4 protein-coding genes are annotated in these 18295 nt (G+C 70.1%); all 4 read right to left on the reverse strand.

Translation table 11 applies throughout. The annotated features are described in order from the left end of the window. Positions 1-17: 17 nt before the first annotated feature. Positions 18-1007: an ATP-binding cassette domain-containing protein gene (locus tag LKD76_RS17580; RefSeq protein ID WP_227982414.1), complete on the reverse strand. Its 990-nt coding sequence runs from the start codon at positions 1005-1007 to the stop codon at positions 18-20. Continuing rightward, positions 1004-14656: a non-ribosomal peptide synthetase gene (locus LKD76_RS17585; RefSeq protein ID WP_227982415.1), complete on the reverse strand. Its 13653-nt coding sequence runs from the start codon at positions 14654-14656 to the stop codon at positions 1004-1006. The genes LKD76_RS17580 and LKD76_RS17585 overlap by 4 nt, the downstream gene beginning before the upstream one ends. A gap of 369 nt (positions 14657-15025) precedes the next feature. Continuing rightward, entirely contained in the window at positions 15026-16621 is a 1596-nt protein-coding gene (lnt, locus tag LKD76_RS17590; RefSeq protein ID WP_255661682.1) for an apolipoprotein N-acyltransferase, read from the reverse strand. 64 nt (positions 16622-16685) lie between these two features. Next, positions 16686-18281: an amidohydrolase gene (locus LKD76_RS17595; RefSeq protein ID WP_227982417.1), complete on the reverse strand. Its 1596-nt coding sequence runs from the start codon at positions 18279-18281 to the stop codon at positions 16686-16688. Between the last annotated feature and the right edge of the window lie 14 nt (positions 18282-18295).

Below are 18295 nucleotides of genomic sequence, written 5' to 3' on the forward strand. Positions count from 1 at the left end.
TGCCGCTTCCGCGGTACTCACGACATGATCTCCTCTGCTACCTCTTCGTTTTCGGATTCCGCTACCGGCGCCGCGGGGGTGCCGGTCAGCGACAGGAACACATCGTCGAGACTGGGCCGGCTGACCGCCGCGTCCACCACGCACACCCCGGCGTCGTCGAGCCGGCGCAGGGCTTCGACCATGGTGCGGGTGCCGTCACCCACCACGATCGAGACGTGATCGGCGCCGGGCTCGTGGATAGGCTCCCCGAGACCGACCTCGCTCAGCACCGATTTCGCCGGGTCCGGATCCTGCCCCTCGGCGAGCGTGACGGTCAGCCGATCGCCGCCGATCGAGGTCTTGAGTTCGTCGGCGGAACCTCGCGCGATCACCCGGCCCCGGTCGATCACCAGGATCCGATCGGCGAGCTGATCGGCCTCCTCCAGATACTGGGTGGTCAGCAGGACCGTGGTGCCGTCGTCGACCAGATCGCCGATGATCTTCCACATGTCCTGGCGTCCGCGCGGGTCGAGTCCGGTGGTCGGCTCGTCCAGCACCACCACCGTCGGGCGCGCCACCAGCGCACCGGCCAGGTCGAGGCGCCGGGCCATACCGCCGGAGTAGGTGCCCGCCCGCCGCCCGGCGGCGTGTTCGAGTCCCAGCGCCACGAGCAGTTCGTCGGCCCGTGCGGCGGACTTCTTGTGGTTCATGCCGTACAGCCGGGCGACCATCCGCAGGTTCTCGAACCCCGACAGATTCTCGTCGACCGCGGCGTACTGCCCCGACAGTCCGATGCGAGTGCGAGCCTGCGCCGGATGCCGCACCACGTCGACACCAGCGACCCGGACCTCACCGGCCGTCGGTTTCAACAGTGTGGTGACGATGCGGACGGTCGTGGTCTTGCCCGCGCCGTTGGGACCGAGCAGCCCCATCACGGTCCCGGACGGGATCTCCAGGTCGATGCCGTCGAGCACTCGGATCCGACCGTAGTTCTTGACCAGACCGGTGACTTCCACTGCCAGGCTCACCGTGTCTCCTCCGTGTCTCCGCCGTCGGCGGCCTCGAATTGTTCACGCAGCACCGGGCCGATGACGGCCAGTGCCTCCGGTGTCGTCATGCCGGAATGCCGGCAGCGCAGTTTGCGGTCGTGCACCACACCGGTCACGAACGGCTCCCACGCCTGCGCGCAGCGCTCCGGGTCGGCCTGGTTCACCTCGTCGTCGGCGGCGGTGAAGAACAGCACATCGCCGTCGAAGACACGGGGGCGGAACCCGTTGGCGAGCACCGTCCCGTTCTCGTAACCGGTGTAGAGCCGCTGCAGATGATCCATGGTCAGCGCCGCGAACGGACCGGGTTGATTGCGCAGCAGCTCGGCCGCCTCGCTCAGGGTGAGCCCGGCATCCACGCCGTGGTCACCGCCGACCAGATCGCTGCCGAATTCGCCGATGATGTCGGCCAGCCCGGGCATCGCCTGGTCGAGCCAGCGATCGCCGAGCTGGTAGCTGTCCATCATGGCAAGCAGCCGCACCCGCTGCCCCGCCTCCTGCAGCTGGACCGCGATCTCCTGGGCGATCAAACCACCCAGCGACCAGCCGAGCAGATGGTAGGGCCCCTCCGGCTGCACCGAACGGATATGCGCCACATAGTCCTTCGCGGCCGCGCCGATCGAATCATGGTTGTCGGCGCCGGTGATGTGCGGCGCCTGCAAGCCGTAGACCGGGCGGTCGCCGGGCAGATGGGCGAGCAGTCCCGCGTAGCACCACGAGAGCCCGATCGCCGGATGCACGCAGAACAGCGGCGGCACCTGCGACTGCCCGGCCGGGCGGATCGGCAGCAGCGGCCGCATCGCCACCGACAACGCATCCTCGGCCGAGGCGTCCAGTTGCCGGGCGATGCCCGCCGGAGTCGATTCGGCGAACATCAGCTGCACCGGCATCTCGATCCCGGCCGTACGCAACTGGGCCACCACCTTGGTGGCCAGCAGTGAATTGCCGCCCAGATCGAAGAAGCCGTCGTCGGCGCCGACGGTCTCGACCTCGAGGACGTCGGCGAACGCGGCACAGACCGCCGCTTCGGTCGGGCCCTCGGGCGCGCGGTAGCTGTGCTCGGCGCCGAATACCGGTTCCGGCAACGCCTTTCGATCCAGCTTGCCGACAGGTGACAACGGCACCGTATCCAGCAGCATGATCGATTGCGGCACCATGTAACTGGGGACCAGGGTCGCGACGTGAGCCCGCAGGGCCGCCACCGTCGGGGCGGCGCCCGGCCGGGCCTTCAGATACGACACCAGCGCGGTCGCGCCGGCCGCGGTGCGGTGCCCGATCGTGGTGGCGAATTCGACCTCGGGGTGACGGCACAGCGCGGTGTCGATCTCGCCGAGTTCGATCCGGAAGCCGCGGATCTTCACCTGATGGTCGGTGCGGCCCACATATTCCAGTTCGGGACGCTCACCGCGCGTTACCCAGCGCACCAGATCACCGGTGCGATACATGCGTTCTCCGGGCTTGCCGAACGGGTTGGCCACGAAGCGCGCGGCGCTGAGCCCGGCCCGGTCGTGGTAACCGCGCGCCAGCGCCGCGCCGGACAGATACAGCTCGCCGACCACGCCGGCGGGGGTGGGATGCATCCGCCGGTCGAGCACCACGGCGTGCACGCCGCGAATCGGCTCACCGATCACGATCGGCCGACCCGGTGCGGTCGGCTCGGCGATGACGGTGACGATGGTGGTCTCGGTGGGCCCGTAGACGTTGTGCAGCCGCCGGCCCGGCGCCCAGCGTGCCACCAGTTCCGGCGGCAGCGCCTCCCCTCCGACCAGCACGTGGCCGAACTCGTCGAGTCCGGCGGGGTCGACCGTGCCCAGCGCGGCGGTGGTGATGAAGGCGTGGGTGATCCGCTCGTTTGCCAGCACCCGCGCCAGATCGGCACCGCCGTACACACCGGCCGGGGCGATAACCAGGGTGGCGGCTCCGCCCAGTGCCAGCAGCAGGTCGAGCATGGCCGCGTCGAAGCTCGGGGTCGCGAAGTGCAGCACTCGGCTGCCCGGGCCCACCTCGAACCGCTCGGCGGTTTCGGCCGCGAAGTTCGACAGGCCGCCGTGGGTCACCACGACACCCTTCGGCGTACCGGTCGAACCGGAGGTGTAGATGATGTAGGCCGGGTTCTCGATCCGCAGGATGCCCCCGCGTTCGGCGGCGGCGATCGGCGCATCCGGGGTCGCCCGGATCCGCTCCCGCAGCGGTGGGGCGTCCAGCACGATCCAGTCGGCGCCGCCGGGCATCCGGTCCCGGTGCTCGGACAACGTGATCCCCAGTGCCGCACCGGAATCGGTGAGCATATGAGCGATGCGGTGCTCCGGATAGTTCGGATCCACCGGAACGAACGCCGCACCGGTCTTGGCCACCGCCAAGGTCACCGCCACCGATTCGATCGATCGCGGAATCCCCAGTGCCACCAGCATTTCCGGGCCCACACCGTGGCCGAGCAGCACCCGGGCCAGCCGGTTGGTCCACCGATCGAGCCCCTCGTAGGTGAGCTCGGTGGTCCCGCTGCGCACCGCGACCCCGCCGGGATCGGCGCGCACAGCGGCGGCGAACACCTCCGCCAGGGTCTGCGGCCGGTCCGCGACCGCACCACGCACCGGCGCCAGCGACGACCACTCCATGGGCTCGAGCAGATCCAGATCACCCACGGGCAGTTCGGGATTCGCGGCCACGGCCCGCAGCAGCCGAGCGAAGCGCTCGCCCAGGCGGGTGGCGCTGTCCTCGCCGAACAGGTCCCGGGCGAAGTTCACCGAGATGGTGATGCCACCCGGCTCCCGCTGCGCGGTCCATGATTCGGTGAGCGTGAACTGCAGATCGAATTTCGCGATGCCCGGATCGGCGTCGCAGGCCTCGATGCTCAGCCCGGGCAGTTCCAGGTTCCGCACCGGCTGGTTCCGCACCGAGAGCATGACCTGGAACATCGGGTGATGCGCCTGCGATCGGGCCGGGTTGAGCACCTCGACCAGCCGCTCGAACGGGACGTCGGCGTGCGCGAAGGCCTCGAGGTCCCGGTCGCGCACGGCGTGCAGCAGTTCGGCGAACGACTCCCCGCCCCCGACCGGGGTCCGTAGCACCAGCGTGCCGACGAACATACCGACCATCGGGTCGAGAGCCTGATCCCCGCGACCCGCGATCGGCGTACCGACGGTGATGTCGTCCTCGGTGCTGACCCGGTGCAGCAGTGCGGCCAGCGCGGCGTGCAGGACCATGAACATGGTCACGCCGTGCCGCGCGGCCACCGCCTGCAACTCACCGTGGGTGATGGCATCGAGAACGCAGTCGACCGTGCCGCCGCGATAGCTCGGCACCGGCGGACGGCGCCGGTCGGTCGGCAGGGCCAGCCGCTCGGGAATGCCCTCGAGCGCGTTCCGCCAGTAGTCGAGCTGGCGGCTGATCGGCGATTCCGGATCGTCCTCGTCACCGAGGGTGTCCCGCAGCCACAGCGTGTAGTCGGCGTACTGGACGGGCAGGTCTTCCCATTCGGGCGCCGTTCCCGCGGCGTAGGCCGCGTAGGCGCCGGCGATATCGGCGGCCAGCGGCTCCAGCGACCAGCCGTCCATCGCGATGTGGTGCACGACCAGCACCAGCACGTGATCCTCGGCGCCGAGCCGCAGCAGCTGGGCGCGTACCGGCGCGGTGGCGGCCAGATCGAAGCCCGTCGCCGCGAAACGCCGGATCACACCGTCGATCTCGGCCTCGTCCAGGGCGACGACCGGCAGGGCCACCGCGGCCTCCCCCGATCCCAGCACCCGCTGGTACGGCTCGCCGTCGATCTCCGGGAAGACCGTGCGCAGCGTCTCGTGGCGGCGCTGCACGGCGTGCAGGGCCGAGCGCAGGGCGTCCACATCCAGCGCTCCGCGCAGCCGCAGCGCGACCGGGACGTTGTAGACGCCGGACAGATCCGCGTCCGCGGAGGCGTTGAACCGGTTGAGGAACCACAGCCGCCGTTGCGCCGCCGACAGCGGCACCCGCGCCGGACGGTCCCGCCGGACCAGGGCCGGACCGCGGTCACCGGTGTGCTCGGTGCCGTCGAGCAGCGCGGCCAGTTCGGCGACGGTGGGGGCGGCGAAGACCGTGCGGACCTCGACCCGGACGCCGGCGGCCGCACCGAGCCGAGCCACCAATTGCGTTGCCAGCAGCGAATTTCCGCCGATATCGAAGAAGTTGTCATCGGCGCCGACGGATTCGGTGCCGACCAGCTCCGCCATCACCTGCGCGACCAGCCGCTCACTGTCGGTCTCGGGCTCGCGGGCCGCGGTACCGGCCTGCTGCGGCTCCGGCAGCGCATCCCGGTCGAGTTTGCCGACCGGAGTCAGCGGAATCCGATCCAGAACGGTGATGCTGCTGGGCACCATATGCGCCGGCAGCTGCGCGGCCACATGGGAGCGAATCGCGTCGGCGTCCACCGGCGCGCCGGATTCGGCGGGCTGGACATAGGACACGATCCGCGCGGCACCGGCGATCTCGCGAACCTCGGTGTGCGCGAAGCGAAGTGCTGGGTGGGCGGCCAGCACCTCGGTGATCTCACCGAGTTCGATGCGGAAACCACGCACCTTCACCTGGTGGTCGCTGCGCCCGAGGTAGGCGATCTCGCCGTCGGCCCGCCAGCGCACCACATCACCGGTCCGGTACATGCGCGACCCCTCGGGGCCGTACGGATCGGCGACGAACCGGCCCGCGGTGAGCCCGAACCGGTCCAGGTAGCCGCGCGCGAGCGACTGACCACCGAGGTAGAGATCGCCCGGCACGCCCACCGGGACCGGTCGCAGCCGCTCGTCGAGGATCAGGGCTCGTGCCCCGCGCACCAGCGATCCGATGGTGATCGGCGCGCCGACCTCGAGCGGACCGGCGATCGTCACCACGATGGTGGTTTCGGTCGGGCCGTATCCGTTGAACAGCGCCCGGCCGGGCGCCCACCGTTCGACCAGATCCGCCCCCAGCGCCTCGCCGCCGACCATGATCGCCCGCAGGTGCGGCAGCGACCAGCGCCGGTGGTCGATGGTGGCCAGGGCGGCCGGCGTCATGAAGGTGTGACTGATGCGTTCGCGATCCATCAGGGCGGCCAGTTCGTCACCGCCGTAGATATCGGGCGGGCAGATGACCATGGTCGCGCCCGAACCGATGGCCAGCAGCAGATCCAGCATCGCCGCATCGAAACTCGGGCTCGCGAAGTGCAGGGTGCGCGCGTCGCGGTCGACACGCATCCGGTCGCGGATCTCGTCGGCGAAGTTCGACAGGCCCGCGTGGGTGACCGCCACGCCCTTGGGCTTGCCGGTCGAGCCGGAGGTGTAGATCAGATAGGCCAGATCGGACGTCCACACCGACCGCGGCCGCTCGGCATCGGTGATCGTGCGCTCGTCCTGGGCGTCGAGTTCGGCGTGCAACGCCGCGTCGTCGAGCAGCAGCCATTCGGCACCGCGCGTGGATCCGTTGCCCTCGGTGACGGCTCGGCGCAGCCCGTCCAGATGTGCGGTCAGGGTGAGGCCGAGCACGCATCCGGAGTCGGTGAGCATGTGCCGGATCCGGTCGGCGGGATAGTTGGGGTCGACGGGCACGAAGGCCGCACCCGATTTGGCGACCGCCAGCGCGGCCGCGACCGACTCCACCGACCGGGTCAGGCCGATCGCCACCCGGTCACCGCTGCCCACACCGCGCCCGATGAGCGCGCGGGCCACCCGATTCGAGTAGCGGTCCAGTTCGGCGTAGGTGATCTCGTGGTCTCCGCTGCGGATGGCGACGCGATCCGGGTGCAGATGCGCGGTGGCGGTGAAGTAGTTCGACAGACTGCACTGGGGGGTGGCGGGCGCACCACGGCGCGGGGTGAACTCCGTGCGCTCCACGGCGGTCCGAGCGTCGATGTCGCGCACCAGGACTCGCGGCTCGGCGGTGACCGACTCCAGCACCATCAGCAACCGCTGCACCAGGGTGCGCACCGTGTCCTCGTCGAAAAGCTCTGCGGCGTAGACCATGTCGAAAGTCCGCCCGTCGGCGGGCACCCGCAGTTCCAGATCGAACTTCGCGACGGCGATATCGAGTTCCTCGGCCTGCAGCCGCAGCCCCGGCAACTCCAGGGCGGGCGGCATCGTGTCCTGCACGGTGAGTGCGACCTGCAGCGTCGGCCGCATTCCGCCGTGACCACGGCCCAGCTCCTCCACGACACGTTCGAAGGGCAGTCCCGCATGGGACATGGCCGACAGTTCGCCGTCGAGATCGGCGCTCAACTGCTCGGCGAAACTGCGGTCCGGGTCGACGTCGGAGCGCAGCATCAGGGTGTTGACGAACATGCCGACCAGATCGTCGAGACGGGTGTCGGATCGACCGGCGACCGGTGTGCCGATGACGATATCGCGGCCGCCGGTCACGGTGCGCAGCGTCACCGCCAGCGCCGAGCGCAACACCATGAACAGACTCTTGCCCTGTCCCCGCGCCAGCTCGTCGAGCGCCGAGCGCAGGGCGGGCGGCACCTCGACCCGCACGGTGCCGGCCTGGTTGGTCGGTTCGGCCGGACGCGGACGGTCGTAGGGCAGCGGCAGCTCCTCGGGCAGATCCGCCAGAACGTCGCGCCAGAACCCCAGAGCCACCGCGGCCGGACTGGCCGGATCCGATTCGTCGCCGAGGCATCGGCGCTGCCACAGACTGAAATCGGCGTACTGCACCGGAAGCGGCGCCCAGGCCGGGGGCACGCCGTCGCGCCGGGCGGTGTAGGCCACGATCAGGTCGTGGGTGAGCGGTCCCAGCGACCAGCCGTCGGCGGCGATGTGGTGCACCACGATGCCCAGCCGGTAGGAGCGGGTTCCGGTGCGCAGCACCGTCATTCGCAGCGGAATCTCCCGGGTCAGGTCGAAGCCGCGCCGGGCCAGTTTCCGCAGGGCCAGCCGGGCGCCGCGCTCGTCGGTCACCACCGGCTCCAGCGTCGGCACACTGCGTTCGGCATCGAGGACCAGCTGGAACGGGCCGGACTCGTCCTCGGGGAAGATCGTGCGCAGCACCTCGTGGCGCTCGACCAGATCGCCCAAGGCGGCACGCAACGCCCGCATGTCCGGATCGCCGTCGATGCGCAGCGAGAACGCGATGTTGTAGGCACTGGAATCGGGGGCGAGCCGGTTGAGGAACCACATGCGCTGCTGCGGCAGTGACAGCGGGATCCGGGCGGGCCGAGGGGTGTAGGGGGCCAACGCCACCCGCTGGGTGCGGGGCGCGTGCGCCAGATGCGCGGCCACCCCGGCCACGGTCGGTGTCTCGAAGATCTCCCGGACCGGCAGCTCGACCCCGAACTCCGCGTGCAGCGCGGCGGTGAGGCGGGTCGCCAGTAGCGAGTTGCCGCCGGCGTCGAAGAAGCTGTCCTCCGCGCCGGGGACGGGGTGACCGAGAACCGCGCCGAAGACCTCGGCGACCCGCCGTTCCAGCTCGGATTCCGGGGCCCGTGAGGGACCGGCGGCGGTGAACACCGGTGCGGGCAGCGCCTTGCGGTCGACCTTGCCGGCGGGGGTCACCGGGACTCGCTCGAGCACCGTGATCGCGGCGGGAACCATGTAGGCGGGCAGCTGCCGGCGCGCGGTCTCCGCGACCTCGGCCGGATCGATGTCGATATCGGCGGCGATATAGGACGCCAGCCGGGCCGCGCCGTGCTCACCGCCGGTGTGCACCACCGTCATGGCGAAGGTGACGCCGGGATGTGCGCGCAGGACATGGTCGATCTCGCGCAATTCGATCCGGAAGCCGCGGATCTTGACCTGATCGTCGGCCCGGCCCAGGAACCGGAGGGTGCCGGAGGAATCGGTCATCACCAGATCGCCGGTGCGGTACATACGCTCGCCACGGCGGCCGTGCGGGTTGGCCGGGAAGCGCAGCGCCGTGAGCCCGTGGCGGCCGAGGTAGCCGCGTGCGACACCGGGCCCGGACAGATACAGCTCACCGGCGACACCGGGCGGCACCGGGTGCAGGCGCTGATCGAGGATGAACAACCGCATACCGCGCACCGGTTTCCCGATCGGTACGGGTTGTCCCGCGACCATCGGTTCGGTGGCGGTGGCGGCCACGGTCGCCTCGGACGGGCCGTACATGTTGTGCATCCGATGTCCCGCGGTCCAGGTGCGGACCAGATCCTCGGGGCAGGCGTCGCCGCCGACGATGACCGTTTCCAGATCGTCGAGGCCCTCCGGCGATACGGTGGCCAGCGCGGCCGGGGTGATGAACGCGTGGGTGATCCGCTCCTCGCGCAACAGTGCGGCCAGTTCGGCGCCGCCGTAGATGCCCGCCGGGGCGACCACGATCGTCGCGCCGGCGGCGAAGCCGAGCAGCAGTTCCAGTACCGAGGCATCGAACGACGGTGACGAGAAGTGCAGTGTCCGTGCCGAATCGCCGACGCGGAACAGATGCATCTGCTCGTGCGCGAGGGAGGCGATACCGCCGTGGGTGACCACCACCGCCTTGGGCAGACCGGTGGAGCCGGAGGTGTAGATGAGGTAGGCCGGATGCGAGATCCGCAGCGGCAGATGCCGATCCCTGTCGGTCACCGGGGTGGAGGCGACCCGGTTGAGAGCGGCCGTCATCACATCCGAGCCCAGCAGCAGCCAGTCGGCGCCCTGTTTGCGATGCCGGCCGGGCCGCATCGGCCAGGTCGGCATCGCGGCATGACTGCGCGGCTCGGTCAGCCCCAGCATGGCACCGGAGTCGCGCAGCATGTGCTCGATCCGGTCGGCCGGGTAATCGGGGTCGACCGGTACATACGCCGCACCGGTCTTGGCGACCGCCCAGATCGCGGTGATCGATGCCGGACCGCGCGGCAGCGCGATCGCGACCACGACCTCCGGCCCGGCGCCGTGCTCGATGAGCACCCGGGCCAGCCGGTTGGAGGCCTCGTCGATCTCGCGATAGGTGAGATCGAGCCCGCGGTACCGGATCGCGACACCGTCCGGCACCCGCTCCGCGGTTTCGCTCAGCAACCGCGCCAGGCTCAGCGGCGGGACACCCGGCGCACCGGTGATCGGCACCAGATTGCCGAGCTCGCGCGCATCGAGGATCGGCAGATCGCCGACCGGCGTCCAGGGTGAACCGACCGCGGCCTCGAGCAGCCGCACGAACCGCAGGGCCACACCCTGCACCGTGGCGTGATCGAAAATATCGGCGGCATAACCGAATTCGGCGGTGAGCGGCCCGTCGGCGGCATCGCCGGCATCGCTGTCGTGGACGATGAGCTGGAGATCGAACTTCGCGACACCGACATCCATCGGCAGCACCCGGGCGCTGAGCCCGGCCAGCTCCACCTCGAGTTCGGCGGAGTCCTCATAGGACAGCATCACCTGGAACAGCGGGTGGCGTCCGGAGTCGCGCGACGGGTTGACGACCTCGACCAGGCGCTCGAACGGCACATCGGCATTGGCGAAGGCGTCGAGGTCGGTCTCGCGCACCCGATCGAGCATGCGGTCGAAGCCCGCGGCCGGATCGACCTCGGTGCGCAGCACCAGGGTGTTGACGAACATGCCGACCAGATCGTCGAGGGCAGGGTCGGACCGGCCCGCGATCGGGGTGCCGATCGCGATATCGGTGGTGTTGCACAGCCGTGAGAGCAGGCTCGCCAGCGCCGCGTGCAGGATCATGAAGGTGCTGACGCCACGCTCGGCCGCCAGCTCGGCGACCGCGCGCCGGGTTGCGGCCGCGATGGTGAATTCGACTCGGCCGCCGGTGGTTTCGCGCTGGCGCCGCCGCGGCCGATCCAGGGGCAGATCCAGCTGATCGGGCAGATCCGCCAGTGCGGTGCGCCAGTAGGCCAGCTGCCGCGACAGCGCGCTGGTGGGATCGGTCTCGTCACCGAGCAGTTCGCGCTGCCACAGCGCGAAGTCGGCGTACTGCACCGGCAGCGGCGCCCACTGGGGCGCCTGTCCGGTGGTGCGGGCGGCCACCGCGCCCATCAGGTCGCGCGCCAGCGGCGCCACCGACCAGCCGTCACCGCAGATGTGATGCAGTACCAGCAGGAAGACGTGCCGATCCGGTCCGGTGGCGTACAGCGCCACCCGCATCGGCGCCTGACTGCGCAGATCGAAACCGTATCCGGCGTATTCGGTGGCCAGCGCCAGGGCGTCGGCCCCGGTCGCGTCGATCGCCTCCAGCGCCAGCGGAATCTCGGCGGCGGGATGGATGACCTGCACCGGGCCGGTGGGCGAATCGGGGAAGGTGGTGCGCAGGCTCTCGTGCCGCGCGAGCACGTCGAGCAGCGCGGCCCGTAGGACCTCGACATCCAGCCGGCCGGTCAGCTCCACCGCCAGCGGCATGTTGTAGGCGCCGGCGTGCTCGGCGAACCGGTTGAGAATCCACAACCGCTGCTGTGCCAGCGACAGCGGAAGACGTTGCGGCCGTGGGCCGGCCACCAGTTTCGGCGATGCCTGATCGACGTTCTGCGCACCGACCCGGTCCGCGAGTGCCGCGACGGTCGGCGATTCGAACAGATCCCGGATGGTGAGCCCGGCTCCGAAGGCCGCGTTGATCCGGGCCACCGCCCGCGCCGCCGACAGCGAGTTGCCGCCGAGATCGAAGAAGCTGTCGTCGACGCCGAATTCCTCGCAACCGAGCACCTCGGTGACGATCGCGGCCAGGTCGCGCTCGGTATCCGTGCGCGGTGCGACGATGCCCGCTCCGCCGCGCCGGGCCGGTAGCTCGGGCGCGGGCAGCGCCTTGCGATCGATCTTGCCGTTGGCGCTGAGCGGCAACTCGTCCAGGACGACGATCACCGCGGGCACCATATAGCCGGGCAGCACGCCCCGGACCTCGGTGAGCAGCGCGGCGCCGTCGACGGTCTGCCCGGGTGCGGCCACCACATAGCCGACCAGCTCGTCACCGGCCGGGCCGGTATGGGCGACGCAGACCGCGCGCGCGATCCGCTCGTCGGCGAGCAGGGCCGCCTCGACCTCACCGAGTTCGATCCGCTGACCGCGGATCTTGACCTGGAAGTCACTGCGCCCCAGATATTCCAGCGCGGGCGGCAGTTGCGATCCGCCGCCGGCGGGCGGGATCGAATCGGTCCGCCACCGCACCAGATCACCGGTGCGGTACATCCGGGTGCCGGAGGTGAACGGATTCGCCACGAACCGGTCGGCGCTCAGGCCCGGGCGGCCCAGATATCCGCGGGCGAGCTGGACACCGGCCAGATAGAGTTCGCCGACCACGCCGGGCGGCACCGGGCGCAGCGTTTCGTCCAGCACGTAGACCTGTGTGTTCCAGACCGGCGCACCGATCGGGACGACGTCGTTCTCCGGTGCGCAGGCCCAGTAGGTGACGTCGACGGCCGCCTCGGTGGGGCCGTAGAGATTGTGCAACTGCGGACCACCGGCGGGGTTCGCCGAGCCGGCGCGGCGGGCGCCGGGAACGACGGCGTGGAAATCGCGGACTGTCGCCGCGGGCAGCGCCTCACCACTGCAGAACACCCGGCGCAGGCCGCCGCAGTCGCGCACGTCGGTATCGGTCACGAACACCGAGAGCATCGACGGAACGAAGTGCGCGGTGGTGATGCCCCGGTCCGCGATGATCCGCGCCAGATACGCCGGATCGCGGTGGCCGTCGGGCGCCGCGATCACCAGCCGCGCTCCGATCTGCAACGGCCAGAAGAACTCCCATACCGACACGTCGAACGTGGCGGGGGTCTTCTGCAGGACGGCATCGCTGTCGTCGAGCGGATACCGATCCTGCATCCAGGCCAGGCGGTTCACGATCGCCGCGTGCGTGATGCCGACCCCCTTGGGCCGACCGGTCGATCCGGACGTGAAGATCACATAGGCCAGATCGTCTCCGCGCAGCGGTGCGCGCCGGTCGGCGTCGGTGATCGGCGCCTCGGCCCGCGGGTCGGTATCGCCGTCGGCGCTCCGCACATCGACCACGGCCACCCCGGCGGGCAGGACCACCTCGTCGCCTGCCGCGGTCAGCACGCACAGCGGCGCGGCCTGGTCGAGGATGTGGGCCGTGCGCTCGGCGGGATGATCCGGATCGATCGGCACATAGGCCGCCCCCGCCCGCACGATCGCGTACATACCCACGACCAGGTCCAGACTCCGTCGCATGGCCAGGCCCACGACGGTGTCGGGGCCCGCGCCGCGCGCGATCAGCACCCGGGCCAGGCGGTCCGCGCGCCGGCGTAGCTGCGCGTAGGTCAGGGTGGCGCCCTCGAATTCGAGCGCGACGGCATCCGGCGTGGCCTCGGCCTGCGCGCCGAACAGATCGGCGAGGGTACCCGGGCGCGCCGGAACCTCGGTGGCGTTCCACTGCCGCAGCACCAGGTCGCGTTCTGCGTCGGTGATCACCGGCACCGCCGCGATCGGCACGGTGGGATCGGCGGTGAGGAAGCGGGTGAGGTAGTCGAGGAAACGCTCGTGGTGGCGGGCCAGTTCGGCCTTGCCGTAGAGCCGCGGGTTGGCCTCGAAGTCGACGTGGATACGCCCGCCCTCGCCGTTGTAGAGGTTGATCGACAGATCCTCGACCGGCCCGGTGGACAGCACGTTCAGCGATCCGACCAGGCTGCCGAAGTTCAGTTCGCTGTGGAACAGCATGATGTTGACCATCGGTCCGAAGAATCCGCGGGCCTCACGGGAATACCCGCAGTCGCGTCTGATGTCGTCGTGCCGGTAGCGCTGATGGCGTAGCGCGCCGGTGATCTGCAATTCGGTGGCCCGGACGACATCGGCCACGGTGGTGGTGGAATCGAACCGCACCCGGATCGGTACGACGTTGGACACCACACCCGCCGAGCGGCGCAGGGCCACCGTGGTCCGCGCCGACATCGGCAGGCTCAGCACCACATCCTGGGTGCCGGTCGCCGCGCGCACGTAACCGGCCAGGGCCGCGACGAACAGGGCGGAGTTCTGGGAGTCGAATGTGGTTGCGGCCCTGGCGAGCTCGTCCTCGGTATCGGCGTCGAGCACCGCGGCGGCGATGCGACGGCCGGGATCCGGTGCGGCGGCGGTGATTCCGGTCGACGACAGCGTCAGCGTCGCGCCGACTCCCTCGAGTTGCCCCCGCCAGTACTCTTGATCGCTGCGGTAGCGGGCGGATTCGCGGTACTGCGTCTCACCGGCGTAGAGCTCGGCCAGCGACGTCGCACGCGAGACGACCGGTTCGGTCTGATTCTCCAGCGCGGTGTAGATCTCGGCGGTGCGGGTGAGCGCGTTCATCGCGCCGTAACCGTCGATGACGATGTGATGGGCGCGGCCGTACCAGATGTAGTCGTACTCGCCGGTGCGCAGAACGACGTTGACCGACAACGGATCATGTTCCAGATCGATCGGGCTGCTGGCATGCTCGTTCATCCAGTGCAGGGCGGCCGCGTGCGGATCTTCCTCGTGCCGCAGATCGATACGGGCCCAGCCCGGGCGCTGCAGCGCGTCGACGACCTGATGTGGCACGCCGTCGATCTCGACCAGCCGCAGCTGACCCACCTGGGACTCGGCGCCGAACCGTTCGATGGCGTAGAGCAGCCGGCCCACATCCAGGTCACCGTGGATCTCGACGTACTGAGCGATGGTCAACGGCACATCGGGCTGAATCCGTTGTGCGTACCAGAGCGCGGTTTGCGCCGGTGACAGAGCGAAAGGCTGTGCTGAGAATTCGCCGGAAGCACATTGGTCGACACGATCGGTGGCCAATGAACTCATCAATCACTCCGTTCTGCCGCTGTTGACGCATCTCCCCGGTCCCCATCCCGCGGCGGAAAAGCGCGCGCCAACGGTAGGACGTGATCCACGCCCTATGATTCGGAGCCTCGGTGCGGCCGGACTGGTAACGATGTCGTGATGTTTGGCCTCGAACGCCAATGGCAGCGAAGGAGATAGTTCAGCTAATGGGTCGCAAACATTGCTTAGGGCTGGCGGAGAATTGCCGATAACGCCAGGTTCGTGCGCACGGTATCCAGTTCTGCAACTGTCCGGCGAACGTTATGAGCGGCACGGGCAACGTCGATCTCGACGGCCGCCGGCCCGCACCTGCCCGCGATGTTCGATTGTCCGGGAGAGTTTCAACAGCCGTCAGTGGAATGCTCGGTCGTCCGAGACGCCCTCATCGGTGCGGTGCGCCGAGCGCACCGTTCGCCGCCGGATTGCCGCGACCAAGGCAACGGCCGCAGCAAGGATACACAACACCCGCTCCGGAAGCGGGCCCATCGCGGTCGCGGGCGTGGTGTCGCTCCGCAACGGCAGTTCGGCCTCCAAGGCGGCGGGTACGAATTTCGGCGTCTGCTGACGCACCACGCCGTCCGCGGTCACGATGGCGCTCACCCCAGTCGTCGCCGCGACCACCAGGGCCCGTCCGTGTTCGACGGCCCGTACCCGGGACATGGCCAGCTGCTGATAGGTCATATCGCTGTCGCCGAAGGTCGCGTTGTTGGTCGGCACGGTCAGCACCTGCGCGCCCGCGCGCAGCGAATCCTCGAAGGCCCGGTCGAACGCCACTTCGTAGCAGGTCGCCACACCGATCGCGACATCGGAACCGCCGGTCGGTGGTGTGTGCACGACTCCGTCACCGTGCCCGGGAACGAAGTATCCGGCCCGATCGGCATAGCTGGAGAAATGACGGAAGAAGCCGCGGTAGGGCAGATATTCGCCGAAGGGCTGGATGATCTTCTTGTCGTGCCGCTCCCCCGGCCCGTCACCGTCCCAGACGATCACCGAGTTGGTGGTGGTGCGATCGTCGTTGACCAGAACCGCGCCGATGAGGATCGGCGCGTGGATGTCGCGAGCGGCGGCGGTGATCTCGGTGTAGGCGTCGTCGTTGCGCAGCGGATCGATATCGGAGGAATTCTCCGGCCAGATCACCACATCCGGCTGTGCGGCGGTACCGGCGGCAACCGCCCGCGCCAACTCCTCGGTACGGCGAATGTGGTTGTCCAGCACGGCGCGACGCTGGGCGTTGAAGTCCAATCCCAGTCGCGGCACGCTGCCCTGGATCGCGGCGACCGTGATCGACCGGTCTCCGTCGTCCGGGGCGGGCAGCGCGGTCCGGAGGATCACTCCGGACACCGGGATGATAGCCACAACCGTTGCGAGAGTGATAATTCCGAGGATCCGGCGCCCACCCGCACGCTCCCGCGACCGCCAGGCCGCCACGACCGCCGCCGCGAGAAATGTGCCGGTCAGCGCCACCGCGAAACTCACCACGGGTGCGCCACCGAGCCACGCCAGCGGCAGGAACCAGCCGTCGGCCTGACCGAACGCCACACGGCCCCAGGGGAATCCGCCGAAGGGAAAGCTCGAGCGGCCCCATTCGGTCAGCGTCCACATCAGCGCGACCCACACCGGCCAGCCCGGGAGCGCGCCGACCAGGCGCGCCGACAACCCGAACAGGCCGACGTACACCGCACAGGCGGCCGACAGCGCCAGCCACGGGATCGGGCCGACATAGATGCCGGTCCACGGCAGCAGCGGCAGGAAGAAGGCCAGCCCCGCCAGCAGGCCGTAGCCGAAGCCGCCCCGTAACCGCACCGCGTCGCGGACGACCAGGGTCAGCGCGGCGATCCCGATCGGCGCGAGATACCAGCAGGTGCGCGGCGGGAAACTGGCGAACAACAACAATCCGGCGACGACAGCGGCACCGATCCGACCCCACACCCGCCACGTCACGCCCAGCACCGCGCCGATGCTACTGGCCGGGCCCGCCGTCGCCGGGCGCGGGTCACCCGATTCGCGCCGGTCAGGCCTCGTAGATGACAACACCCTCGCGGACCGTGCGCAGGCACCGCGGCAACGCGGCATCCGGGTCCAGCGCGGGCAACCCCGGAACCCGGGAGCGCGGATCGGTCGACCATCGCTGGACGGTATCCGAGGCCGCCGCGACGACCAGGTCCTCGGCCTCCCACACCGCGTAGGACGCCGGGGCCCCGGGCACCAGGGTGCCCGCGACACCGTCCCGCACGCCGCCGGCCCGCCAGGCGCCACGGGTGGCGGCGGCGAAAGCGGCACGCGGTGAGATGTGGTGTCCGGGGGTGCGGTGATGGGCCGCCGCGCGCACGGCCTGCCACGGGTTCAGACCGGTGACAGGTGCGTCCGAGCCGATCGCCAGCGAGATCCCCGCCGCCGCCATCGCCGCGAAGGGATTGGCCGCGGCGGCACGCTCGGCGCCCAGGCGCGCCGCGTACATCCCCTCCGCACCACCCCAGGCGGTGTCGAAACCCGGTTGCACACTGGCGATCACGCCGAATTCGGCGAGTTTCGCGATATGGCCGCCGTCGAGCAGCTCCGCGTGTTCGACGCGGTGGCCGCGGGTGGCCACGGCCGGTGCGCCGAGCTCGGCGGCGACGCGGGAGAAGCCCTCGACCACCGCGTCCATGGCCGCGTCGCCGATGGCGTGGAATCCCGCCTGCACGCCTGCCTCGGTGCAGGCGCGCACATGGGCGGCGATCGCCGCGGCGTCGAGATAGCCGACCCCGGTGGTGTCGCGATCGGCGTAGGGCTCGCGCAGCAGGGCGGTGTGCGAACCGAAGGAACCATCGACGAACAGATCCCCGGCCAGTCCGTGCACACCGAGTTCCTCGATCAGGGCGCGAGCATCCTCGGCGGAGGTGACCGCTTGGCCCCAGTAGGCGCGCACCCGCACACCGTGGTCGAATTCCAGCAGTTCGCGGACATCGGCACGGCCGGAGATATCCGGTCCGGCGCATTCGTGGACCTCGACGACACCGTGTGCCGCGGCGTGGTCGAGGGCGGCGGCGCGGGCGCGGTCACGCTGCGCCCGGTCGAGACCGCCGAGGGCGGCGCGGCGCACGAGATGGTGTGCCTGCGCGCGCAGTGGTTGCCCGGCGGCGTATCCCACCGCTTCGCGCGCGGCGACGACGGAGTCGAGCAGAGCCGAGGAAACGACGGCGGAATGCGCGTCCACGCGAGCCAGATACACCGCGCGAGCGCCTCCGGTCGCGGTATCGATCTCCTCGAGGGTGGGCGGGCGGCCTTCGGGCCAGCGGGTCTCGTCCCAGCCGTCCCCGATCACGGTGCCCGGATGCGTCGCGGCATAGGCACGAATCAGCTCGAGGCAGTGCGGCAGCGATGTCGCCGCGGACAGGTCCAGACCGGTCAGCTGCAGGCCGAGGGCGGTGACGTGCACATGCGGATCGACGAACGCGGGAGCGACGAAAGCGCCGCCCAGGTCGATGATCTCGGCGTCCGGATGCAGCGCGCGTCCCGGGCGTTCGGCGCCCAGCCAGACCACGGTGCCGTCGGTGACCGCCATCGTCGTGGCATCGGGAGAACTGGAGCTGTAGATTCGGCCGCCGACCAGCAACTGGGTACTCACGGGTGACCAGTGTG

Origin of the sequence: Nocardia spumae, assembly GCF_020733635.1 — a bacterium.
GTDB lineage: Bacteria > Actinomycetota > Actinomycetes > Mycobacteriales > Mycobacteriaceae > Nocardia > Nocardia spumae.

Excerpts from the sequence above, each read along its gene's own strand:
- LKD76_RS17585 (WP_227982415.1), bottom strand. The coding sequence starts at position 14,656 with ATGAGTTCATTGGCCACCGATCGTGTCGACCAATGTGCTTCCGGCGAA.